The 22,350-nt window shown below is 53.6% G+C and carries 21 protein-coding genes; 14 read left to right on the plus strand and 7 right to left on the minus strand.

All coding sequences use genetic code 11. From position 1 onward, the window contains the following. Positions 1 to 44: 44 nt before the first annotated feature. The 5 genes from pyrC (at position 45) to solA (ending at position 3,515) form a co-directional block, all read left to right on the plus strand. Positions 45 to 1,091, plus strand: coding sequence for a dihydroorotase (gene pyrC / locus GSQ70_RS13905; RefSeq protein ID WP_158783092.1), 1,047 nt, complete (start codon positions 45 to 47; stop codon positions 1,089 to 1,091). A gap of 82 nt (positions 1,092 to 1,173) precedes the next feature. Continuing rightward, on the plus strand, positions 1,174 to 1,419 hold the full coding sequence (gene dinI, locus GSQ70_RS13910; RefSeq protein WP_158783093.1) for a DNA damage-inducible protein I: 246 nt from the start codon (positions 1,174 to 1,176) through the stop codon (positions 1,417 to 1,419). 141 nt (positions 1,420 to 1,560) lie between these two features. Then, entirely contained in the window at positions 1,561 to 1,845 is a 285-nt protein-coding gene (locus GSQ70_RS13915) for a hypothetical protein (RefSeq protein ID WP_158783094.1), read from the plus strand. Positions 1,846 to 2,045: 200 nt separating this feature from the next. Beyond that, positions 2,046 to 2,300 (plus strand): biofilm formation regulator BssS, encoded by a 255-nt coding sequence (gene bssS, locus GSQ70_RS13920; protein WP_158783095.1) that lies wholly within the window; start codon positions 2,046 to 2,048, stop codon positions 2,298 to 2,300. A 102-nt stretch (positions 2,301 to 2,402) separates the two neighbouring features. Continuing rightward, the gene (gene solA, locus GSQ70_RS13925; protein WP_158783096.1) at positions 2,403 to 3,515 is read left to right on the plus strand and encodes an N-methyl-L-tryptophan oxidase; all 1,113 of its coding nucleotides are present in this window, start codon (positions 2,403 to 2,405) and stop codon (positions 3,513 to 3,515) included. 110 nt (positions 3,516 to 3,625) lie between these two features. On the opposite strand, the gene proP is transcribed toward solA, so the two are convergent. After that, positions 3,626 to 5,104 carry a glycine betaine/L-proline transporter ProP gene (gene proP, locus GSQ70_RS13930; protein ID WP_158783097.1) on the minus strand — a complete coding sequence of 493 codons (1,479 nt, stop codon included), beginning with the start codon at positions 5,102 to 5,104 and terminating at the stop codon, positions 3,626 to 3,628. Between the two features lie 631 nt (positions 5,105 to 5,735). Here proP and GSQ70_RS13935 point away from each other — a divergent pair. Together GSQ70_RS13935 and GSQ70_RS13940 are read left to right on the plus strand one after the other, a co-directional pair. Further along, positions 5,736 to 6,290 (plus strand): cytochrome b, encoded by a 555-nt coding sequence (locus tag GSQ70_RS13935; protein WP_158783098.1) that lies wholly within the window; start codon positions 5,736 to 5,738, stop codon positions 6,288 to 6,290. A 20-nt stretch (positions 6,291 to 6,310) separates the two neighbouring features. Continuing rightward, positions 6,311 to 6,883: a YceI family protein gene (locus GSQ70_RS13940; protein ID WP_158783099.1), complete on the plus strand. Its 573-nt coding sequence runs from the start codon at positions 6,311 to 6,313 to the stop codon at positions 6,881 to 6,883. 55 nt (positions 6,884 to 6,938) lie between these two features. Here GSQ70_RS13940 and GSQ70_RS13945 read toward each other — a convergent pair whose 3' ends face one another. Then, positions 6,939 to 7,991 (minus strand): rhodanese-related sulfurtransferase, encoded by a 1,053-nt coding sequence (locus tag GSQ70_RS13945; RefSeq protein ID WP_158783100.1) that lies wholly within the window; start codon positions 7,989 to 7,991, stop codon positions 6,939 to 6,941. Between the two features lie 110 nt (positions 7,992 to 8,101). On the opposite strand from GSQ70_RS13945, the gene GSQ70_RS13950 reads away from it, so the two are divergent. The 5 genes from GSQ70_RS13950 (at position 8,102) to GSQ70_RS13970 (ending at position 12,904) form a co-directional block, all read left to right on the plus strand. Next, positions 8,102 to 9,205, plus strand: a complete 1,104-nt coding sequence (locus tag GSQ70_RS13950) for an NADH:flavin oxidoreductase/NADH oxidase (protein WP_158783101.1) — start codon at positions 8,102 to 8,104, stop codon at positions 9,203 to 9,205. 152 nt (positions 9,206 to 9,357) lie between these two features. Beyond that, a complete protein-coding gene (locus GSQ70_RS13955) occupies positions 9,358 to 10,278 on the plus strand; it encodes a Kdo(2)-lipid IV(A) acyltransferase (protein ID WP_158783102.1) in 921 nt (306 codons plus the stop codon). A 150-nt stretch (positions 10,279 to 10,428) separates the two neighbouring features. After that, positions 10,429 to 11,661 carry a multidrug efflux MFS transporter MdtG gene (gene mdtG / locus GSQ70_RS13960; protein ID WP_158783103.1) on the plus strand — a complete coding sequence of 411 codons (1,233 nt, stop codon included), beginning with the start codon at positions 10,429 to 10,431 and terminating at the stop codon, positions 11,659 to 11,661. 63 nt (positions 11,662 to 11,724) lie between these two features. Beyond that, the gene (locus GSQ70_RS13965) at positions 11,725 to 12,243 is read left to right on the plus strand and encodes a DUF1440 domain-containing protein (RefSeq protein WP_158783104.1); all 519 of its coding nucleotides are present in this window, start codon (positions 11,725 to 11,727) and stop codon (positions 12,241 to 12,243) included. Positions 12,244 to 12,505: 262 nt separating this feature from the next. Beyond that, entirely contained in the window at positions 12,506 to 12,904 is a 399-nt protein-coding gene (locus GSQ70_RS13970; protein WP_158783105.1) for a MysB family protein, read from the plus strand. Between the two features lie 6 nt (positions 12,905 to 12,910). Here the strand turns inward: GSQ70_RS13970 and GSQ70_RS13975 are convergent, their stop codons facing one another. From GSQ70_RS13975 to GSQ70_RS13985, 3 genes are all read right to left on the minus strand, one after another. After that, positions 12,911 to 13,153, minus strand: a complete 243-nt coding sequence (locus GSQ70_RS13975) for a YceK/YidQ family lipoprotein (RefSeq protein ID WP_370521061.1) — start codon at positions 13,151 to 13,153, stop codon at positions 12,911 to 12,913. A gap of 147 nt (positions 13,154 to 13,300) precedes the next feature. Continuing rightward, positions 13,301 to 15,862 (minus strand): glucans biosynthesis glucosyltransferase MdoH, encoded by a 2,562-nt coding sequence (gene mdoH, locus GSQ70_RS13980; RefSeq protein WP_158783106.1) that lies wholly within the window; start codon positions 15,860 to 15,862, stop codon positions 13,301 to 13,303. Next, on the minus strand, positions 15,855 to 17,393 hold the full coding sequence (locus tag GSQ70_RS13985) for a glucan biosynthesis protein G (protein ID WP_199257330.1): 1,539 nt from the start codon (positions 17,391 to 17,393) through the stop codon (positions 15,855 to 15,857). The genes mdoH and GSQ70_RS13985 overlap by 8 nt, the downstream gene beginning before the upstream one ends. Positions 17,394 to 17,663: 270 nt before the next feature. On the opposite strand from GSQ70_RS13985, the gene mdoC reads away from it, so the two are divergent. Then, the gene (gene mdoC / locus GSQ70_RS13990) at positions 17,664 to 18,788 is read left to right on the plus strand and encodes a glucans biosynthesis protein MdoC (RefSeq protein WP_158783107.1); all 1,125 of its coding nucleotides are present in this window, start codon (positions 17,664 to 17,666) and stop codon (positions 18,786 to 18,788) included. Positions 18,789 to 18,870: 82 nt separating this feature from the next. On the opposite strand, the gene GSQ70_RS13995 is transcribed toward mdoC, so the two are convergent. Continuing rightward, on the minus strand, positions 18,871 to 20,343 hold the full coding sequence (locus GSQ70_RS13995) for a phospholipase D family protein (RefSeq protein ID WP_158783108.1): 1,473 nt from the start codon (positions 20,341 to 20,343) through the stop codon (positions 18,871 to 18,873). A 214-nt stretch (positions 20,344 to 20,557) separates the two neighbouring features. Between GSQ70_RS13995 and GSQ70_RS14000 the strand changes: the two genes are divergently transcribed. After that, positions 20,558 to 21,718: a beta-glucosidase gene (locus GSQ70_RS14000; RefSeq protein WP_158783109.1), complete on the plus strand. Its 1,161-nt coding sequence runs from the start codon at positions 20,558 to 20,560 to the stop codon at positions 21,716 to 21,718. On the opposite strand, the gene GSQ70_RS25770 is transcribed toward GSQ70_RS14000, so the two are convergent. Then, a complete protein-coding gene (locus GSQ70_RS25770; RefSeq protein WP_199257262.1) occupies positions 21,706 to 21,873 on the minus strand; it encodes a hypothetical protein in 168 nt (55 codons plus the stop codon). The two genes, GSQ70_RS14000 and GSQ70_RS25770, sit on opposite strands and share 13 nt — an antisense overlap. Positions 21,874 to 22,350: the final 477 nt, after the last annotated feature.

Below are 22,350 nucleotides of genomic sequence, written 5' to 3' on the forward strand. Positions count from 1 at the left end.
GGCCAAATCAGCCACACCGATGTCACTTCTGCCGGAGCCTGTTTATGACTGCAAAACCCCAGGAACTTCTGATCCGCCGCCCTGACGACTGGCATATTCATCTGCGTGATGATGAAATGTTGAAGGCCGTGCTGCCTTTTACCAGCGAGGTCTCTGCACGTGCGATCGTGATGCCAAACCTGGTTCCGCCCGTCACCAGCGTGGCCGCGGCCATCGCCTATCGCGACCGTATCTATGCCGCTGTCCCGACCGGGCATGACTTCACCCCATTGATGACCTGCTACCTGACCGACTCGCTGGACCCGGATGAAGTGGAAAAAGGCTTCAGCGAAGGCGTGTTCACCGCAGCCAAGCTTTATCCGGCACATGCCACAACCAACTCCAGCCATGGCGTGACCAACATTGCTTCCATTGCTACCGTGCTGGAACGCATGCAGAAAATCGGCATGCCGCTGCTGATCCACGGTGAAGTGACCGACTCGCACATCGATATTTTTGACCGCGAAGCCCGCTTTATCGAAACGGTGATGGAGCCACTACGTAAACAGTATCCGGAGCTGAAAGTGGTGTTCGAGCATATCACCACCAGAGAAGCGGCAACTTACGTGCAGGAAGGCAATCGTTTCCTTGGCGCGACTATCACCCCTCAGCATCTGATGTTTAACCGTAACCATATGCTGGTGGGCGGCGTGCGCCCGCACCTGTACTGCCTGCCGATCCTCAAGCGTAACGTGCATCAGGAAGCGCTGCGTAACGTGGTCGCCAGTGGCAATGATCGCTTCTTCCTGGGCACCGATACCGCCCCGCACCTGCGCCACCTGAAAGAAGCCAGCTGTGGTTGTGCAGGCGTCTTCAATGCTCCGTCATCCCTGCCAGCCTACGCGACGGTGTTTGAAGAGATGAATGCCCTGCAGCATTTTGAAGCCTTCTGCTCGGAGAATGGCCCGCGCTTCTACGGTCTGCCGCTGAATGAAGGTAAAGTGAAGCTGGTACGCAAGCCGTGGACCGTCCCGGAGAGTGTCAAGCTGGGTGAGCACAGCCTGGTGCCATTCCTGGCAGGTGAAACGCTAAACTGGAGCGTTGAGCTATAATCATCTGCCCTGAACGGCATAATAAATATTGCCTTCGGTTATTTTACTGTATATATTTACAGTATATTAACCGGAGGCTTTTATGCGTATTGAAGTCACTGTAGCAAAAACCACCTCTCTCCCGGCCGGTGCCATTGACGCACTGACCTCGGAACTGAGTAAGCGTATTGACAAGCAGTTTCCTGAATCAACCCACTGCGTCTCCGTACGCTATGCCGGGGCCAACAACCTGACGGTGATGGGCGGCGGCCATGAGGCGAAAGATCGCATCACCGAGATCCTGCAGGAAACCTGGGAAAGCGCGGACGACTGGTTTATTACCGACTGATCCCTGCCGCCACTTTTGCCGTTGTTTGCCGGGTGTCGCTATCCGGCTTTTTTGCTTTCCCGCCCATAAATTCGCCTGATGCCATCAGTCGTAGTAAACTGTTTTACAGGTTGGCTCTCCCAGACTGAATAAGGTGTGATTATGAATGCGGAAAACCCGGAAGAGGCCATGACGTTTGGTGAACTGCTGACGCTGATTGCCGATCAGCAGCGGCGCCTCAGCGTACTGGAAAACGCCTTTTCCTCGCTCTCTTTTTGCCTGGATGCTAAAGCCTCGCTGCTGCTAATCCAGAGCCTGCGACTGGAAGCACAAAATCAGGATCGCGATGAAAATATGCAGCAGCATTTTTCCGCGCTGGCCGACGAACTGGAAAAGCGCCATGGGGTGATTAATATTTCGCCAGAATCAGCCGTCCCTCTCTCCTGAAAATTTATTCTGGGGGCTTTTATTATCGGCCCCCATTCAAATCAGCTGAAATTAAAAGTTCACTCCCCGCGATAAAAATTTCATTCTGCGCGAAATAAAAATCCTGTTATAATTACCTTGCTCTGTAACAAAAATGGCCGCATTGAACCTCGATAAATCACTTCGTTGCATTACTAACACGAGTAATAAAGGGGGTTATAATGGACAGAAACAAAGATGTTATCCAGACACATCCCCTCATTGGGTGGGATATCAGTACCGTAGACAGCTACGATGCCATGATGATCCGTTTGCATTCGCTCACCTCCAACGAGCAGCAGGCTGATGAAGCAGAGGTTGGTCAGACATACTGGTTAACCACTGACGTCGCCAGACAATTTATCTCCATTCTCGAAGCTGGCATTGCTAAGATCGAAGCAACAGAATATCAGGACCGCGATTACAAAAAGCACTAATTCCCAACGCGATACCTGCAAGGCACCCCACGGGGTGCCTTTTTCATTCCCACCACATTTTGCTATTCTGCCGGTATTGCCTGTATATCAGAGGAGCCGGGAATGATTTATGACTTAATAGTGGTGGGCAGCGGGTCTGTCGGTGCGGCCGCAGGCAGGTATGCAACTCAGGCGGGCCTGAAGGTGCTGATGATTGACCGTGCTCATCCTCCTCATCGTGACGGCAGCCACCACGGCGAATCACGCCTGATCCGCCATGCATACGGCGAAGGTTCGCGCTATGTGCCAATGGTGCTGCGCGCGCAGAAATTGTGGGATGAACTTGAAGCACAGTGTGGCGAACGCATTATGCACCGCAGTGGAGTGATCAACCTGGCTCCCGAATCCTCAGAATTTATCCGGAATGTTCGTCAGAGTGCGGCAGAATTTTCGCTGCCGGTGGAAACGCTGACCGGGGAAGAAGTGATCCGCCGCTGGCCGCAACTCTCTGTTCCTGAAGGCTATACCGGTATTTTTGAGCCCAATTCCGGCTATCTGAAATCTGAAATTGCTGTCCGCCAGCTGGTCCGCCTTGCCGAGCAGTCTGGTTGCGCCCAGCTGTTCAACTGCCCCGTACACTCTCTTGAAGAGCGCGATGGCCTGCAGCTGGTACACACTGATGACGGTATCTATAGCGGCAGAAAACTGCTGCTGAGTGCAGGAACCTGGGTGAAAACGTTGTTCCCGGAACTGCCCATCACGCCGGTACGCAAAGTTTTCGCCTGGCATCAGGCGGATGGACGCTACAGTGAAAACAACAAGTTCCCGGCCTTCACCGTTGAAATGCCTGACGGCGATCACTTCTATGGCTTCCCGGCGGATAACAACGCAATCAAAATTGGTAAGCACAATGGTGGCCAGGCCATCAGTTCTCCGCAGCAGCGCAAGGCTTTCGGTGCGGTGGCAGAAGATGGCAGCGAACTGTTTTCGTTCCTGCGCCATTTCTTACCTGGGGTGGGGGTCTGCCTGCGAGGTGAGGCCTGCACCTATGATAATACGGCGGATGAAGACTTTATTATTGATACCCTGCCCGGCTCACCGGATAGGCTGTTAATTAGCGGACTAAGCGGCCACGGCTTTAAATTCGCCACCGTATTAGGTGAAATTGCCGCGAATTTTGCCCAGGGTAAACCGGCAGAATTTGATTTATCTCCCTTTGCACTGTCCCGCTTCTGAATAAAAAAGACGGCCTGAATGAGGCCGTCTTTTGCGATGAAATCTGAATTAAGTTTTATCTGATTGCCATTTATTTCATCGCGGGGCGAATACTGTCGTCCCGCTTTATTTTATTTTGACGCGGCCAGTGCTGCGGCTTCTTTCTTTTGCTGACGCAGTCGCAATTTCTTCACCAGGCTGCGTGCCTCTGCTTCAGTGGCAACGGCGGGCGCAGAACCGGACAGCGGCTTACGGGCGGTTTCACGCATGGTAAACACGGTGATCACCCCAATCACCCCAGCTCCCATCAGATAGTAAGCCGGCATCAGCAGGTTACCGGTTTTCTCCACCAGCCAGGTCGTGACCAGCGGAGTGGTCCCCCCGAACAGGGAAACTGAGAGGTTAAAACCTATCGCCAGCGCACTGTAACGAATATCGGTGGCGAACAGGGCTGGCAGCGTGGCAGGCATCGAACCACTAAAGCAGGTATGGATCACGCCCAGAATAATCAGGCCGACAAACACCCACAGCATATTGCCGGTGCCGATCAGCATCAGACACGGCACTGACAGAACGATCAGCGACACCGCGCCTCCCCAGATCACCGGACGGCGTCCCAGACGGTCATTCCAGTGTCCCCAGAACAGGGTTAGCGGCATCATTACAAACATCACCACCAGGATCAGCATCAGGCTGCTCATTTCGCTCAGGCCAAGAATACCGGTCAGGTAACTTGGCATGTAGGAAGTCAGCATGTAGTTGGAGACGTTAAACAGCAGCACCAGACCGATACACTTCAACATCTGCGCACGATACTTGCTGAGCATCTGCAACAGCGTCAGACGTGGCTTGCTGTGCTCCAGCGCCTCCTGTTTTTCCATGTGTTTCTGGAACGCTGGCGTCTCTTCCAGCTTCAGGCGGACATACAGGCCAAACAGGCCGAGCGGCGCGGCGATAAAGAACGGGATGCGCCAGCCCCAGTCCAGCAGTGTGGCTTCCGGCATCGCAGCAGTGAGCACGGTAACCAGCCCGGCTCCGAGCAGATAGCCTCCCAGCGTACCAAACTCCAGGAAGCTGCCCATAAAGCCACGTCGGTTATCGGTTGAGTATTCGGCGATAAATGTGGCCGCACCACCATATTCCCCTCCGGTAGAGAACCCCTGCACCAGACGAGCCACCAGCAGCAGGATTGGTGCAAGGATGCCAATAGAGCTGTAGCTGGGGATCAGCCCGATACAGAAAGTCCCTACCGCCATCATGATCATAGTGATGGCCAGCACCTTCTGGCGGCCAATTTTGTCACCTAAAGGACCGAATACCAGGCCACCGACCGGGCGCACCAGAAAGGCCGCGGCAAAAGCACCGAAGGTTGCCAGCAGCTGTGCCGCTGCGTTGCCGCCGGGGAAAAACACCTTACCGATGGTCACGGCCAGATAGCTGTAGACGCCAAAGTCGAACCACTCCATGGCATTGCCCAGTGCGGCAGCGCCAACGGCGCGCTTTAACATATCGCCGTCAACGATGGTGATGTCTTCAACGGTCAGTTCTTTCGACTTTTTCTGCCAGAAGTGCTTCTTCGGCTTTGTGGATGATTCAGATGCGGTGCTCATACGGATCCCCTTGATGATGGAATGAATGAAGCAGCGTCATAGCTTTCGTTGCCTGGGTACTGGAGTGGTGAAGGGAAAGAAAGCTATAAAGCAGCGAGAATGAACAGCGAGGCGCTTTAACAACGGCTCTTTACGGTAATTTACTCTATACGACAGACTTTGATTTATCAAGTTTGTGACAGTTATCGCTGATTTTATCCAAAAACCGTCGTCTATCCGCCATTTAAACCCTGATGTTCGCTATAAATCTCCACCGGGACTTTTATACTTTGGTCACTATTGGGAAACTTTTGCACCGCATTAAAAATTAACTCATGGCGGAATTAATAAAATAAAATTATCAATTCCGCAGTGTGATGCTGACACAAAATGACAAATAATTGACATACATTTTAAATAACATCAAATAAATAGAATTAAACCCACTCATAAAAGGCACGCACATCTCTGGAAATGACAGGGAGTTCCCTCCGTAACTTCTGAGTAAGGCCGAAATAAATGCACATAAAACATCATTTATTGCAGTAATTTTGAACAAAATTATAATTTTGTTTACTTATGGTAATTAGTTGTTGATTTTAAGTTTCAGCCTGGTCAGGCTTGGCAAAAAAATGACTGGCTGGACATCCTGATGCAGTGGAAAAATACCTCAACCCGTTTAGGTCATCTCAGCGTGCTGCTTCACTGGCTGGTGGCCCTGGCCGTGTATGGCATGTTCGCTCTGGGCCTGTGGATGGTCACTCTCGGCTATTACGACAGCTGGTACCACCCAGCTCCGGAGCTGCATAAAAGCATAGGCATCACGCTGTTTGCGGTGATGATCCTGAGAGCGATCTGGCGATTTATCTCTCCGCCACCGAAGCCGCTCTCCAGCTATTCCGCTCTGACCCGCATCAGTGCCGTCGGCGTTCATCTGCTGCTGTACGGCATCCTGTTTGCCATTTTCATCAGTGGCTATCTGATATCCACCGCCGACGGTAAACCGATTGAGGTCTTCGGCCTGCTGTCTGTTCCCGCCACGCTTGAAGGTTTTGGCGAACAGGCGGATCTGGCCGGGGATGTTCACTTATGGCTGGCATGGAGCGTGGTGATCCTCTCGGGCCTGCACGCGCTGGCCGCGCTTAAACACCATTTTATCGATCGAGACAATACGCTGAAACGGATGCTGGGTAACCGCATCGACTAACCTCTGGAAGGGAGAAAAAGATGTTCAGGAAAAGCCTGTTGGGACTGACCACTGCTTTAATGCTGAGTACCGGTGCCGCCCACGCGGCCGACTATAAAATTGACAAGCAGGGGCAGCACGCCTTTGTGCAATTCCGTATCCAGCATCTGGGCTACAGCTGGTTGTACGGAACCTTTAAAGATTTTGACGGCAGTTTTACCTTTGACGAAGCTGACCCGGCGAAAGACAAAGTTAGCGTCACCCTCAATACCAACAGCGTGGATACCAACCACGCTGAGCGTGATAAACACCTGCGCAGCGCGGAATTTCTCAACGTGGCAAAATTCCCGCAGGCTACTTTTGTCTCAACCAGCGTGAAGAAGGACGGTGATAAGCTGGCGATCGCCGGCGATCTGACGCTGAACGGTGTGACCAAACCTGTCACGCTGGAAGCGAAAAAACTCGGCGAAGGGAAAGATCCCTGGGGTGGGTATCGCGCAGGCTTCGAGGCTGAAACCAGCCTGGCACTGAAAGATTTCAACATCACCACCAACCTCGGCCCGGCTTCTCAGGAAGTCCAGCTGATGATTTCTGTAGAAGGTATCCGCCAGTAAAAAAACACCCCGTCAGCATCAGCTCACGGGGTGTGATTTTCTTCTCAAAGACCCCTTACTTATCCGGTGTCGGAATTTTCAGGGTCATATTTAACAAACCACGCGACTTGTTGAAAATTTTATTGCCGTTCTCACGACCTGCACGGCGGGCGCGTTGCTCTTCAGGAGCCAGCGCCAGCTCTTCCATGCAGATCGGGCTGCAGCAGTCATGATACTTCGCTGCACAGGCCGGACACTGAATAAACAGCAGATGGCAGCCGTCATTTTTGCAGTTAACGTGCGTATCGCAGGGCGTGCCGCACTGGTGGCACTGAGCGATCACATCGTCAGAGATACGCTCGCCCATACGTTCGTCAAAGACAAAGTTTTTGCCTTTAAACCGCACCGGCAGGCCCTGCTCACGGGCACGCCGCGCGTATTCAATGATGCCACCTTCGATGTGGTAAACATTTTCAAAACCTTTATGACGCATCCAGGCACTGGCCTTTTCGCAGCGAATGCCGCCGGTGCAGTACATCACGATCTTTTTGTCTTTATTGTCCTGCAGCATATCAACAGCCATCGGCAGCTGATCGCGGAAGGTATCGGCCGGGATCTCCAGCGCGTTGTCGAAATGCCCCACTTCGTATTCATAGTGGTTACGCATATCTACAAACACCGCATCCGGATCGTCGAGCATGGCATTCACTTCGCCCGCCTTCAGATAGCCACCGACATTGCTGGCATCAAAGGTTTCGTCGGTAATGCCGTCAGCCACGATACGCTCGCGCACTTTCAGGCGCAGCACCCAGAAAGATTTGCCGTCGTCATCCAGCGCGATATTCATGCGCAGGTTATTGAGCGCCGGATCGAAGGCATACAGCATCGCCTTCATCTCTTCATAATGGCTGGCAGGTACGCTGATCTGCGCATTGATTCCTTCTGCCGCAACGTAAACGCGGCCAAAAACTTTCAGTCGGGTGAGCTGCACATACAGCACGTCACGAAAAGCTTTAGGATCGGTGATGGTGAAATACTTGTAGAAAGAGACTGTGGTGCGCGGCTCGGTTTCGGCCAGCATCCGCGCTTTCAGCTCTTCATTGGAAACAAGGTTATGTAACACTGGCATGGTGTACTTTCCTGGATTCATAAGAGAAATTTTGCGGGGCTATCATACATGAAGAATACGCCTATAGTTAGCCTGTTAAACGTCAATTTGACCAACACCGGAGATAATAAATGAGCCAGCTGTTCAGCCCGATTACCCTTGGCAAACTCACCCTTGAAAACCGTATTGCCATCGCTCCGATGTGCCAGTATTCCGCCGATCACGGCAAGGCCACCGCCTGGCACCGTATTCATCTCGGGCATCTGGCGCTTTCCGGTGCGGGTCTGCTGATTATTGAAGCCTCCGCCATAGAGCCTGCGGGCAGAATCACTCCGGAAGATCTGGGACTGTGGAATGATGAAACCGAGCTGGCGCTGGGGGATGTGCTGAAAGACGTGCGAAAGTATTCCCGGATGCCGACAGGCATTCAGCTGGCGCATGCCGGACGCAAGGCCTCAACCGAAGCTCCGTGGCACGGCGGTGGGTTCCTGCGGCCTGAAGAAGGTGGCTGGCAGACCTCTTCAGCTTCGGCTGTGCCATTCAACGAAACGGATGGCACGCCACTGGCGCTGACTAAAGCGCGTATTGAAGAGATTAAGCAGGGTTTTATCGACAGCGCCATCCGTGCCGACAGACTGGGGCTCGATCTGATTGAGGTCCACGCAGCGCATGGCTACCTGCTGCACCAGTTTCTTTCTCCTTTATCTAATCAGCGTCAGGATGAGTACGGTGGCTCGCTGGAAAACCGCCTGCGCCTGACGCTGGAAATCTTCCGCGAGGTCCGTCGCGTATTCCCGGCACACAAACCTGTTGGCGTGCGGATTTCGGCCACGGACTGGGTTGAAGGGGGTTGGGACCTGTCGCAGTCCATTGTGCTGAGCAAAGCGCTGGCCGAAGCGGGCTGTGCTTATATCCACGTCTCCAGCGGCGGTCTTTCTCCGCAGCAAAAGATCGGCGTGAGGCCGGGTTATCAGGTGCCTTTCGCCGCGGAGATCAAAAAAGCCGTTACGATACCGGTTATCGCTGTTGGCCTGATTACCGAACCTGAACAGGCGGAAGCGATCCTTGTTGAGCAGGAAGCAGATATGGTCGCGCTGGCTCGCGGGATGCTCTACGACCCGCGCTGGCCGTGGCATGCAGCGGCAAAACTGGGCGCAAAAGTGCAGGCACCGGAACAATACTGGCGCAGTGAACCTCATGAGGTAAAAGGCCTTTTCAAACCGAAAAAGGGCTGACGGTGAAACCAGACGATTCCTCAACAGGGTGCGATAAATACGTCGGAAGACAGCGTGTTATTTCAGTTCGTCGCTAAAAAATGGCACAATGGGCCATAAATAATAAATCACGGGCAGCATAATGGTGCCCCTTTTTTACGATCTGGAAACTCATGACTCAGTTGCCTCAATTTTCGCGTGCGTTGTTGCATCCCCGTTATTGGTTTACCTGGTTGGGGATCGGTTCGCTGTACCTGCTGGTACTGCTACCTTATCCGTTGCTTTATCACCTGGGCTGCGGTCTGGGCCGTCTCTCAATGCGTTTCCTTAAACGCCGGGTTGAAGTGGCGCGCCGTAACCTGGAACTGTGCTTTCCCGGTATGCCGCAAGCCGAACGCGAAGCGATGGTGGTACGGAATTTCGAATCCGTCGGTATGGGCCTGATTGAAACCGGCATGGCCTGGTTCTGGCCGAACTGGCGCATCACCAAATGGTTCCACGTCAGTGGCCTTGAACACATCGACAAAGCGCACCAGGACGGTAAGGGCGTGCTGCTGATCGGCATGCATTTTCTGACCCTTGAGCTGGGTGCCCGCATTTTCGGCATCCATAACCCTGGCATTGGTGTTTACCGTCCGAACGACAATGCGCTGCTGGACTGGCTGCAGACCTGGGGCCGGATGCGCTCGAATAAAAGCATGCTGGATCGCAAAGATTTAAAAGGCATGATCCGCGCCCTGAAAAATGGTGACATCATCTGGTATGCACCAGATCATGATTATGGTCCAAAGAGCAGTGTGTTTGTTCCCTTTTTCGGCGTGGAGAAAGCCGCATCAACCAAAGGTAGCTATCTGCTGATCCGTAGTGGCCAACCCGCCGTGATCCCGTTTGTTCCGCGTCGTCTGCCATACGGTAAAGGCTATGAGATGGTGATCCTGCCGGAAGAGCAGGCAATTCCACTGGATGATGAAGCCGCGACCGCTGCCAGAATGAACAAAGTGGTTGAGCACGGCGTGCTGATGGCTCCCGAGCAGTATATGTGGCTGCATCGCCGCTTCAAAAGCCGCCCGGCTGGCGAACCCTCGCTCTATTAAGAATCTGTGGCGGACCTTTGCGTTCGCCGCAACCTCAACACTCCTTCAATCCCCCTGTGTTTTCTGCGTACTTTCCTGTTAAGTTGTTTATTTTAAGCGCATACTTAGTCTGCTAATAATAAATCTTACCCTACAGGTCCCACATCGCGCATGGCTACCACCGACGTTCCGCTCTCTTCGATTCACTGGCAAAAAAACCTGTTTGTCGCCTGGTGCGGCTGCTTTCTTACCGGTGTAGCATTCAGCCTGGTGATGCCCTTCCTGCCGCTTTATGTCGAACTGCTCGGCGTCACTAACCCGGAATCCCTGAACCTGTGGTCAGGGCTGGTGTTCAGTATCACCTTCCTGTTCTCGGCGATTGCCTCCCCCTTTTGGGGCGGCCTGGCCGATCGCAAAGGCAGGAAAATCATGCTGCTGCGCTCGGCGCTGGGAATGGCGATAGTGATGCTGCTCATGGGAATGGCGACCTCAATCTGGCAGTTTCTGGCGCTGCGTGCACTGCTCGGCCTGCTGGGCGGCTTTGTGCCAAATGCCAACGCGCTGATTGCCACTCAGGTTCCGCGTACCAAGAGCGGCTGGGCGCTCGGCTGGCTCTCCACGGGTGCAGTCAGTGGCGCGCTGATTGGTCCGCTTATCGGTGGCCTGCTCGCCGACAGTTTCGGCCTGCGTCCGGTGTTCTTTATCACCGCTACGGTACTGTTTATCTGCTTTATCATGACGCTGTTTTCCATCCGTGAAGAGTTTATTCCGGTGAAGAAAAAGGACATGCTGCATGTTCGTCAGGTGTTCATTTCGCTGAAAAGTCCGAAGCTGGTTCTGTCACTGTTTGTCACCACGATGATTATTCAGGTGGCCACAGGATCAATTGCTCCAATCCTCACGCTCTATGTCAGGGATCTGGCCGGAAATATTCAGAATCTGGCCTTTGTCAGTGGGTTGATAGCCTCCGTTCCTGGGGTGGCGGCCTTAATCAGTGCGCCAGGATTGGGCAAACTCGGAGACCGTATAGGCCCGGAACGTATTCTGATTGCCATGCTGATTGTCTCAGTGTTGTTGCTGCTACCGATGTCGCTGGTGCAGAACCCGTTGCAACTGGGGATTTTGCGCTTCCTGCTGGGTGCAGCCGATGGCGCGCTGTTGCCCGCAGTCCAGACTCTGCTGATCTATAACGCCAGCAATCAGGTGGCCGGACGCATCTTCAGCTATAACCAATCCTTCCGTGATATCGGCAACGTCACCGGTCCACTGATGGGTGCAGTGGTGTCAGCGCATTGGGGCTATCGCACAGTTTTTGTAGTCACTGCCTGCGTGGTGGCGTTTAACGCGCTCTATTCGTGGCTGAGTTTACGAAACCGCCGATCCTACCTTGAGGAACTGGATTAACAGGCGTACAAAAGATGAGTGCCTGAGCGCACAGGTTATTCATCTTTATACAGAGGACGTATTATGAAATGCTCAACCATGAAGGATAAAATAGCACTCGCCATTCTGCTCGGCATCATTACTGGCTTCATTTGTGCGATCGTCAAACTGGGCTGGGAGATTCCCTTCCCGCCACGAACACCGCTGAGAGACCTCACCAATCCCCCTCAGCAAATCCTGCAGCAGCTGGGATTTTCTTTTGATTTCACCCATCTGACCTACCTTTACAGTGATTACCCCCGCCCGATCATCAGCTTTATTATGCACTTTGGCTTCTCCATCACCTTCGCTGCACTCTATTGCCTGATCGCTGAATTCAGACCCGGCATTAAATTATGGCAGGGTGCTTTTTATGGCCTGATGATCTGGTTTGTTTTCCATATAGTGTTGCTGCCGCTGTTTGGCACTGTCCCTGCCCCCTGGAATCAGCCGCTGGACGAGCATTTTTCAGAGATCACCGGCCATATGTTCTGTTTCTGGGCCGCTGAACTGGCCCGCTATGCGCTGAGAATTAAATTCACTGGCCAGCAAGAAACAGAATAGACATTTAACGGAGCCGGTAATGGTGAGATGTCTTTTTAAGGCAGATACTTTTTCCGGTTCTACAGGACAGGCTTCTCCCTCCTGGACTAAGCCGTTGCCCGTCCGCGTTCGCTCTTAAAATGCCCCTGTCGGTTATTGTTATGTTTATACCATTGATACTTAACTACAATTTATCAGCAGTTTTTTTTCCGTCATCCGTTTACCCCAGCTAAAGTTCGACTATCCTTTTCTAAACCTGCATTTATAGTGATGGAGAAACCCCATGAGCATGTTCGCAACGCTGGAAGAGGCGATAGACGCCGCACGTGAAGAGTTCCTGGCTGCAAACCCGGAACAGGAAGAGGATGAAGCTTCGGTGAGCCAGTTTAACCTGCAGAAATATGTGATGCAGGATGGCGATATCATGTGGCAGGCAGAGTTCTTTGCCGATGAAGGCGACGAAGGTGAGTGCCTGTCGCTGCGCAGCGGCGAGGCCGCTCAGAGCATCTTTGACGGTGATTTTGACGAGATCGAGCTGCGTCAGGAGTGGCAACCAGAGAATACTCTGCACGAATGGGATGAAGGCGAGTTCCAGCTGGAACCCCCGGCCGACAGTGAAGAAGGCGAGGCCGCAGCGGAAGAGTGGGAAGACGACAATACCGACTCTGACAACTACGCCTGATATGCCCTATTCGTAGGGACCGTGATGCGCATCCACCGGCAGCAGCAACGTATCGACCACCAGCGACAGCGGCAGGTCGATAATCGTCAGAAAGCGCCAGGGCGTGTCACGGACATCCCACTGCACGCCAGGATAAAACTGATTGCCATGGCCTTGTCCCGGCATCGTGCGGCTGATAATGCTGCCACAACCGCTCAGTAGCATGACACAAAGCCCCAGCAGCAACCCACGAGTTATTGTCGACATCATTTTTAACCATTCAGCTGAATAAAAAACGCGCCATTGTACAGCAACAGTCTGCAACAGACAGAAGCTGGAATGCAAAATATCTGTAAAGCTGCCGGATTCAGGCGAAAAAAAACCGGGAAACTATTCCCGGTTTTTTGTGCCCTGAGATTAAGACTTCGCAGTCTGAATCGCCTCAGGATTCATCTTCAACGACTGATAGTAATCAAACCAGTCGTGATACTTATCGGCATGCTGCCACAGGCGATAATGCATCCTGGACAACGTCACCGGGTCGCTGATCAGTGCCAGACGACGATCGCGATCCAGCTTTTTCGGTGACTCGCTCAGCGCCTGATCAATCTGACGGTCGCGGGCAAACTCCAGCACATCACTTTTCAGGTGGCGGGAGGTGGCCATCGCACTGGCAAGGGCATTGAACGACGGGTTAAACACCGCGTGCATAAAGCCATCCTTCAGTGCGCGTGAGCGGTTAAGCTCCACGTAGCAATCGGTATCCAACAGCTCCTTAGGCGGATTGTACTCTTCAGGGATCAGGAACAGTTTAGCGCGCTTGGATGCGTTACCTGTTGTTGATCGGCTTGAGAATACCGAAACGAACGGAGACAGGATCAGCGAGAAGACAATCGGTGCCAGCCACCACAGGAAATTCAGATCCAGCCAGCCCATTCCTGCCGCCCAAACGATACCCAGTGCCATCTGCGAACCATGACGTTTAAATGCTTCGCCCCAGGGCGTGGCATCATCATCACGCTGTGGAGAGTTCCACACCACTTCCCAGCCGAGAAACGCGCTGACCACAAACACGGTGTGGAACAGCATGCGTACCGGAGCGAGCAGGACCGAGAACAGCATCTCCAGGAACAGAGACACGGTAACGCGGAACACACCGCCATATTGCTTCGCCCCCTTGAACCAGATCAGCATAATACTGAGCAGTTTCGGCAGGAACAGCAGCACCATCGTGGTGGAGAACAGCGCAATAGCCAGTTCAGGACGCCACTGCGGCCATACCGGGAACAGCTGCCGGGGCTGCAGGAAGTACTGCGGCTCCATCAACGTATGCACTACCTGCAGGGCCGTGGAGAGCGCAAGGAACATAAACCACAGCGGAGCCGACAGATAGGACATCACCCCCGTCAGGAACACCGCACGGTGAACCGGGTGCATACCTTTCACCAGGAACAGGCGGAAGTTCATCAGGTTGCCGTGACACCAGCGACGGTCACGCTTCAGTTCATCCAGCAGGTTTGGCGGCAGCTCCTCATAGGAACCCGGCAGATCGTAAGCAATCCATACGCCCCAGCCCGCACGACGCATCAGTGCAGCTTCCACGAAGTCATGCGACAGAATCGAACCGGCGAAGGAGCCTTCACCTGGTAGCGGTGCCAGCGCACAGTGCTCGATAAACGGCTTCACGCGGATAATAGCGTTGTGACCCCAGTAGTGGGACTCACCCAACTGCCAGAAGTGCAGGCCGGCGGTAAACAATGGGCCATAAACACGGGTGGCAAACTGCTGGCAACGTGCATACAGCGTATCCATGCCTGATGCTTTAGGCGAAGACTGGATAATACCGGCGTTCGGATTGGCTTCCATCATGCGCACCAGACCGGTGAGACACTCACCGCTCATCACGCTGTCCGCATCCAGCACTACCATGTAGCTGTACTGGCTACCCCAGCGACGGCAGAAGTCATCAATGTTGCCGCTTTTACGCTTCACGCGACGGCGACGGCGGCGATAGAAGATGCGCCCTTCCCCACCCACATCGCGAACCAACTCCATCCAGGCTTTCTGTTCAGCCAGTGCGATATCAGGGTTGTAACTGTCACTCAGCACATAAACATCGAAATTCTGCTGCTCGCCCGTTCTGACGACGGACTCCCAGGTCGCCCGCAGACCGGCGAAGACACGTTCCACATCTTCGTTACAGATCGGCATGATCAGGGCGGTACGGTGCTCCGGGTTAATCGGCTCATCGCCTTTCAGGCCATAGGAGATACTGTACTTGTCCTTGCCGATCATTAGCTGCAGAAAGCCCATCAGCGCGGTCCAGAACCCGGCCGAAACCCAGCAGAACAGCACGGCGAACAGGAACAGGATCCCGGTTTGCAGGACATAAGGCAGGATCTGCAGCACAGACTGCTGCCAGTTCTGGTCAAGCATCTCCATTGGGTCAATCAGTGCCCAGCCCTGGTAAGGCAGAATGGTTTTCATGTACCAGGTCGCCACCACGGTCTGCGCGATGGTCAGCAGCAGTAAAATGTAGCGACGGATCGAGCCAACGTGACGCCACTTATCTTCCTGGCGCTGCTCTTCCGGGTTGCTGTAACGCGGTTTGGATTTACGGCCACGCAGAGAATCCCAGGCACGCCCCACGGGGTTGGTGCGCCAGGCTTCCGGATACATGGATGAACGGGTGTGGCGCGGCATCGCCTTCAGCGTGGTGCGATCCAGTTGGTCTTTATCAAACTGTTCGCCTTTGCCCACGGAATCCGGCCACGTCATCTCGATACGCGACTTCACTGACTCCAGCGGTACGTCGTCGGGACGAGTCTCCACCGGTCCGCCTTCGGCCAGCGACTGGTGCAGCTGGCCGAAGGCTTCGTCAGGCTGCCCGGGCAGCGTATCACGTAGCGCCCTCTTCCGCTCAGCGGAAAGGGGCAGCGCATCGATATAGTCAGTGGGTATAGCAGTAGACTTATTCATTGGCAGGCAACTGATAGCTCCAGGTTTCTGTCAGCGTCTTATCACCGTTAACCAGCGCAGCACGCATTTCGGTCGGCTGCTTGGTGTCTTTTACGCGCAGACGCATAATCAGACGCCAGCCTTTGGTGACCGGATTGTAGCGCACGCTGTTTTCCACCAGTTCACCGTTGTTACCAATACTGACCTGCGGCGTGACCGGAGTGTTTTCCGGCAGCTTGCTCATATCCTGACCGGTAAAGTCAACGATGAAGGCCACCGTGCCGTCAGGCTGGCGAACCAGGTTGGACTGTTTCACATCGCCAGTGGAGCGCAGCGTATTTTTCACATAGGCCGTTTCAGGCGAATGCAACGCGCTTTCATCGCGGGTGAAGTGCAGACGGTAGTTAAAATTCATCTCTTTGCCCGGATCCGGCAGTTTTTCCGGTGTCCAGAAGGCAACGATATTGTCGTTGGTTTCATCCGCAGTGGGGATCTCAACCAGTTCAACGTGGCCTTTGCCCCAGTCTCCCTGTGGCTCAATCCAGCCGCTCGGACGGAGATCGTAACGATCGTCCAGATCCTGGTACTGCGCAAAGTCACGCCCGCGCTGCAGCAGGCCGAAACCTTTCGGGTTCTCGACGGTGAAGGTGCTGACCGCCAGATGTTTCGGGTTATTCAGCGGACGCCAGATCCACTCGCCATTACCGGCATGGATCGACAGACCGTTGGAGTCATGCAGCGCCGGACGGTAGTTAATCTGTGACGATGGCTGGTTAGGACCAAACAGGAACATACTGGTCAGCGGAGCCACACCCAGCTTGCCAACTTTGTCACGCAGATACACTTTGGACTGCACGTCCACAGTAGAATCTTTGCCTGGGGTGATCACAAAGCGATAAGCACCGGACGCGCGTGGCGAATCCAGCAGCGCATAGATCACCAGATGTTTGTCTGCTGGTTTTGGGCGCTCCACCCAGAATTCTTTAAAGCGCGGGAACTCTTCACCGGACGGCAACGCCGTGTCGATAGCCAACCCGCGGGAAGAAAGACCATACACCTGGCCCGCGCCGATCACGCGGAAGTAGCTGGCACCAAGGAAGCTGGAGATCTCATCGTCTTTCTTGTTTTTGCTGTTCAGTGGATACAGCACTTTAAACCCGGCAAAGCCGAGGTTTTTAACCGTTTCCGGATCGTGTTTAACGTTGCCGAAATTAAAATAGTCCGGCGAGTATTTAATCTCACGCACGGTAGACGCGGTGACTTCGTTAATTTTTACCGGCGTGTCAAAGTACATTCCCTGATGGTAGAACTCGAGCTTGAACGGGGTCTTCAGCTTGCTCCACCAGGATTTATCACGATTGAACTGAATCTGCTGGTAGTCGGCATATTTCATGTCACGCAATTGGGAAGGTAAATTGCTTTTCGGCGCTTCGTACCCTTTCCCTGCTAAATCTTTCGCCTGTTTTGCGACGTCATCAATGCTGAAAGCCCAGCTTGAGCTGGCATACATTGACAGCAAAACTGTTACGCCAAGCCAGCGTAATTTCATCAGTTTTGGCTTATTCTTCATTTTAATCAGCACATCCCCCCCTTTCGTGTGCTCAAAACAATCCCATCCATCTTAATGGATAATTCAGCATTCCGACAGCTCAACAACGTGATAGTTCCTCCTGACTGCTGCTTTTAGCGCCCTGTTCTCAAGTGCTTAGCGGATACAGATTCGCCTGATAGTATACCCGGGTTTTCTAAACTAAAGTAAGCGTTAAGCTTTAGCGTGGCTCAGGGTGAGCAAACGCTGCAACGTGTTGAATATTGGATGAACATGACTAAAAAAACACAGCAAAGAGAGTATTTTTTTGATTCAATCAGGGCCTATCTGATGCTTTTAGGCGTTCCTTTTCACGTCTCACTGATTTATTCCACCCAATCATGGTCAGTTAACAGCCCGGCCCCTTCCGAATGGCTGACGATTTTGAACGATTTTATCCATGCTTTTCGCATGCAGGTTTTCTTCGTCATTTCCGGCTATTTTTCCTATATGCTGTTTCTGCGTTACAGCCGCCAGCACTGGCTGAAGGTGCGCCTGGAACGGGTCGGCATTCCCATGCTGGCCGCCATTCCGCTGCTGACCCTGCCGCAATTTTTTATGATTAAAGCCTGGACCACCAAAATTGGTGACTGGAGCACCCTTTCGCGGTATGAGAAATTTAACGCCCTGACCTGGGATTTAATCTCTCACCTGTGGTTTCTGCTGGTCCTGGTAGCACTGACTATTGCCGGCACCTGGATGTTTAAATGGCTGCGCGATGGCAAGGCGGCAAAAACAGAATATTCTGACCTCACCTGGACGAAACTCAGCTTTGCGATTCTGCTGTGCAGTCTTGCCTGGGGTGCTATCCGTCGCCTGCTGTTTATTTTTGAACCTCAGTTACTGGGTAATGGTCTGTTCAATTACGGTGTGATGCAGTCACTGTTCTTCCTGCCATTCTTTGTGCTAGGCGCAATGGCGTGGAAATACCCGAAAATTAAAGAGCTGTTTGTAAAGCCGATCCCCTGGACGTTTATCGGGTCGGCACTGGCTTTTGTTGCCTACGTTGCCAACCAGACGTACAGCAAAGGAGAAGGCTGGCTGTATGAGATTGATGCGGTGGTATCAATGATGATGGGACTGTGGATGGTGAACGTGGTCTTCTCACTGGGCCACCGCATGCTGAATTCACATTCTCCACGGGTGACTTACCTGGTAAATGCCTCGCTGTTTATTTATCTGGTGCACCACCCGCTGACCATTTTGTACGGTATCTTCTTTGTTCCGGAGATCAGCAATAACACGCTGGGCTTCTTTACCGGCCTGCTGTTTGTCTTTGGCATCGCTTTTATTCTTTACGAGATCCACCTGCGGATCCCAGTGCTACGCTTCCTGTTCTCAGGCAAGCCACAGCGCTGAACAGTTTAAGCCGCGGCAATAAATTCCGCCCCTTATCGTGTACTTCCCACCGGTAAGGGGCGAATTCATTGGCCCCGCTGTTTTAAAGCAGCCATTCAATAGGCAGCCGCCACACCAGACGCACCAACAGCCGCTGCATAAATCGGGTACGCGGCTCATGTTTATGCACCACTTCGCTTGCCCCTTCTCCCGGATACTCCACCCAGTTCACCCGGCCCCACTTGTCCAGCCGCAGGGTCCAGGCACGATCGCGCATCCGGTTAATAAACCGCTGGTGAATACTGGTCGCCAGCGATTCACTTTCAATCACAAAGCCCATTTCGGTGTTCAGCATCGCCGAGCGCGGGTCAAAGTTAAACGAACCGATAAAGACTTTCTCGTTATCGACGCTGAAAGTTTTCGCATGCAGGCTCGACCCGGAATTACCGGTCAGGCCGCGGTCGTGAGGCCGGTCACTGTTACCAGAGTGGGGCTTCAGCTCATACAGGGTGATGCCGTGTCGTAACAGCTTCTTGCGCCATTTGGCATAGCCCGCGTGAACCACCGAGACATCATTCGCGGCCAGGGAGTTAGTAAGAATGGCAATCCTGACCCCTTTTCTGACCAGCGCCAGCAGCTGAGCCACGCCTGCTCTGGTAGGCACAAAATAGGCAGAGATAATATCAAACTGTTGCTGCGGTTTACCGATCACTTCCAGCATACGCGCGGGCAACAGCGAACCGGCCCTGGCACGGCCTAATCCCTTGCGAGGATCGTCGCTCAGTAACCGGGTTCTGGCCCAGGTCAGCGGCAGTTCACCGGCATCTATTTGGGTCACGAACAAGGAAGCATTAATCCGCTGCAGGTAACGCTTCACCTGCGGATCGCTGCGCCAGGCTTCCGGTAATTTAATCGCCTCTCGTTCCGCCTCAGTCTCAATGTCCACCACCTTACTGAACGGCTCGACGGCCTTGCTCTGCCAGTAGCGTTCGAAATCCACGCTGACCTCTTCCACTACCGGACCAATAGCCAGTACGTCGAGGTCGGAGAAAAGCGGCTCCTCCCCGGCACCAAAATACTCATCGCCGATATTCCGGCCGCCCACAATGGTGATCTCATCATCGACAGTGAAGCTTTTGTTGTGCATCCGGCGGTTCAGCCGGGCGAAATCGCTCAGGTAGCCCAGCGCCCGCAAAGTCCGGAAGGAGAACGGATTAAACAGCCGCACTTCAATATTGTCATGGCGGCTCAGGGCGGTCAGCGTCTCATCCAGCCCCATCGTGTTATTGTCATCGAGCAGCAGGCGAACTTTCACGCCGCGATCGGCCGCCTCCAGTACCGCGCTGAACAACAGTCGCCCGGACATGTCGTTCTGCCAGATGTAATACTGGATATCGAGGGTATGCTCTGCCATTGAGGTCAGCAGGTAGCGCGCGGCAAAGGCATCAAGTCCCTCTTCAAGAGAGTGAATGCCACTGTGTTCAGGATGGTTCTCTACCAGCGAGGAAACGGCGCGGGTCAGTCGGGTCCGGGTTGGCACGGTCTCGTCAGTTTCTGGTGTAAAAGCTTCAGCCACGCGCAATCCTCTGGTCTACCATATCAATGAGCTCCCCTCCCGGCCGGGAGGGATAAGAGACGATTATCGTACAGGATCTATTATCGATCCGGTTTTTTATTAAATGTCATACGACTGTTCTGATTAAGGCGCACGTAACGGCCCCCGGCACTCCGGGGCTGGTGGTCTAAACTTAGCGCATTACCCGGACCGGGCATGCATCGAGGAGAGCGACATGAAACCAACGCATGAATTGCCGCCGCAACGGCACAGCCCGCATCTGTTTAAAAGTTTCTTTCAGGGCAGCTTCGCCTGCTCCACCGCCTGTCGTGGAGAAGGCCGCCGCGTGGACCTTGTGATCAACAGCGGTCATGACACGCTGCTGGAAAAAGATTATGCCCATCTGGCTGACTACCAGTTACAGACAGCCCGCGATGGCGCGCGCTGGTACCTGATCGAAAAAACACCGGGCGAATATGACTGGTCAACACTTCTGCCCATGTTACATGCCGCAGAGAATAACGGTATTGAGCTGATCTGGGAGCTGGCCCACTTCGGCTGGCCCGATCATCTGGATATCTGGCAGCCAGCGTTTGTCGACAGTTTTGCTGCTTTTGCCAGAGCAATGGCAAAGTTGATGCGGGACGAGGGATATGCCGCGCCTTTTGTTACTCCGATGAATCAGGTCTCTTTCTGGTCATGGGCCGGAGCCGACGTGGCCTGGTTTAATCCGCACGCAACCGGCCGGGGACGCGAGTTGAAACAGCAGCTGGTCAGGGCTTCGGTCGCCGCCATGTGGGCAATACGTGAAGAGCTGCCAGGCGCACGATTCGTGCTGACCGATCCACTGGTTCACGTGGCAGCAGCGGATGATTCTGCAGCTTCCCGCGAGGAAGCAAACCGCCAGCATCACGCTCAGTTCGAGGCGTGGGACATGCTCAGCGGACGCCTGCACCCTGAATTGGGCGGTGACAGCAGCCTGCTGGATATTCTCGGTCTGAACTACTATCCGGATAATCAGTGGACGGTGAATGGCGATCCGCTCGACAGCCACAGCCCGAGCTATCGCCCACTGTCCAGCCTGTTGCTGGAAGTCTGGCAGCGTTACCAGCGTCCATTGCTGCTCGCGGAAACGGGAGCTGAAGGGGAAATGCGCGTACCCTGGCTTTCAGGCGTGGTGGAACAGGTCAATCTGGCAATGGATCAGGGCGTGCAGATGGAAGGCATCTCTGTTTTTCCGGCGGTGGACTACCCTTCCTGGGCTGATGACCGCCGCTCGCCAGGCGGCCTGTTTGGCCTGCCAGATGCCAACGGAAATCGCACGCCCTACGAGCCATATGCGCTGGAAATTCGCAGTCAGCAGATCAGACTGAAAAAAACGGTTCAGGAAGGCTGAGTTTTTTCGGGCAGGCAGGTTTCCGGACTGGAGGGTTGGCTGGGCATACGGCGAACGTCAGACAGCCAGGTCAAAGTAAACAGCACAATTACGGTGATCAGCCCGGCGGACAATAGCCCTACCAGAGCCAGCAGTCGATCCTCTCTCGTATCCATACGGTCTTTCTCCTAAAGCTCATTACAAGCGCAGACCAGCGCATTACGTCATCAACAAAGTAATGATCAGTACAAAGATTATAAGTGTAAAAGAGGTGACTGCAAGTACCACAATGGCAAATTGAGCATCATCCAGCAGGTAACGGGGCTCTTTCGGGGGATCGTTTTCCGGACGTTCTGTCATGATAGCCACTTAACTGGCCAAACGTCCTGTCCTCAGCGCCAGTAAAATCGTTCAAATCATCCTGCGCTGTCTGCGCAAAGCGTAATAAGTCTGAACTCAGCCGGGGATTAACGAAAAAATAACGAATATTATTTATGCTTCCGCATCTCCTTTTCTGGCTGGCTCCGTGCCACTGAAATTCAGGAAGGCGAAAGTGTAGCACAGCATATCGCTGAAAGAACGCATTCTCACTCACTTGAGTGAAATTCCCCGCCCTGTTTACTCTTCAGTTACTTTCCATTGAGTGATTCAAG

It is taken from the genome of Pantoea sp. BAV 3049, from assembly GCF_009765445.1.
Classification (GTDB): domain Bacteria; phylum Pseudomonadota; class Gammaproteobacteria; order Enterobacterales; family Enterobacteriaceae; genus Erwinia.

Coding starts and splice junctions, on each gene's coding strand:
- GSQ70_RS13940 (WP_158783099.1), top strand. CDS start 6,311: ATGTTCAGGAAAAGCCTGTTGGGACTGACCACTGCTTTAATGCTGAGT.
- GSQ70_RS13975 (WP_370521061.1), bottom strand. CDS start 13,153: ATGATGTCGACAATAACTCGTGGGTTGCTGCTGGGGCTTTGTGTCATG.
- GSQ70_RS13935 (WP_158783098.1), top strand. CDS start 5,736: ATGCAGTGGAAAAATACCTCAACCCGTTTAGGTCATCTCAGCGTGCTG.
- mdoH (WP_158783106.1), bottom strand. CDS start 15,862: ATGAATAAGTCTACTGCTATACCCACTGACTATATCGATGCGCTGCCC.
- GSQ70_RS13915 (WP_158783094.1), top strand. CDS start 1,561: ATGAATGCGGAAAACCCGGAAGAGGCCATGACGTTTGGTGAACTGCTG.
- GSQ70_RS14000 (WP_158783109.1), top strand. CDS start 20,558: ATGAAACCAACGCATGAATTGCCGCCGCAACGGCACAGCCCGCATCTG.
- GSQ70_RS13945 (WP_158783100.1), bottom strand. CDS start 7,991: ATGCCAGTGTTACATAACCTTGTTTCCAATGAAGAGCTGAAAGCGCGG.
- GSQ70_RS13965 (WP_158783104.1), top strand. CDS start 11,725: ATGAAATGCTCAACCATGAAGGATAAAATAGCACTCGCCATTCTGCTC.
- bssS (WP_158783095.1), top strand. CDS start 2,046: ATGGACAGAAACAAAGATGTTATCCAGACACATCCCCTCATTGGGTGG.
- GSQ70_RS25770 (WP_199257262.1), bottom strand. CDS start 21,873: ATGGATACGAGAGAGGATCGACTGCTGGCTCTGGTAGGGCTATTGTCC.
- pyrC (WP_158783092.1), top strand. CDS start 45: ATGACTGCAAAACCCCAGGAACTTCTGATCCGCCGCCCTGACGACTGG.
- GSQ70_RS13970 (WP_158783105.1), top strand. CDS start 12,506: ATGAGCATGTTCGCAACGCTGGAAGAGGCGATAGACGCCGCACGTGAA.
- dinI (WP_158783093.1), top strand. CDS start 1,174: ATGCGTATTGAAGTCACTGTAGCAAAAACCACCTCTCTCCCGGCCGGT.
- solA (WP_158783096.1), top strand. CDS start 2,403: ATGATTTATGACTTAATAGTGGTGGGCAGCGGGTCTGTCGGTGCGGCC.
- proP (WP_158783097.1), bottom strand. CDS start 5,104: ATGAGCACCGCATCTGAATCATCCACAAAGCCGAAGAAGCACTTCTGG.
- mdtG (WP_158783103.1), top strand. CDS start 10,429: ATGGCTACCACCGACGTTCCGCTCTCTTCGATTCACTGGCAAAAAAAC.
- GSQ70_RS13955 (WP_158783102.1), top strand. CDS start 9,358: ATGACTCAGTTGCCTCAATTTTCGCGTGCGTTGTTGCATCCCCGTTAT.
- mdoC (WP_158783107.1), top strand. CDS start 17,664: ATGACTAAAAAAACACAGCAAAGAGAGTATTTTTTTGATTCAATCAGG.
- GSQ70_RS13950 (WP_158783101.1), top strand. CDS start 8,102: ATGAGCCAGCTGTTCAGCCCGATTACCCTTGGCAAACTCACCCTTGAA.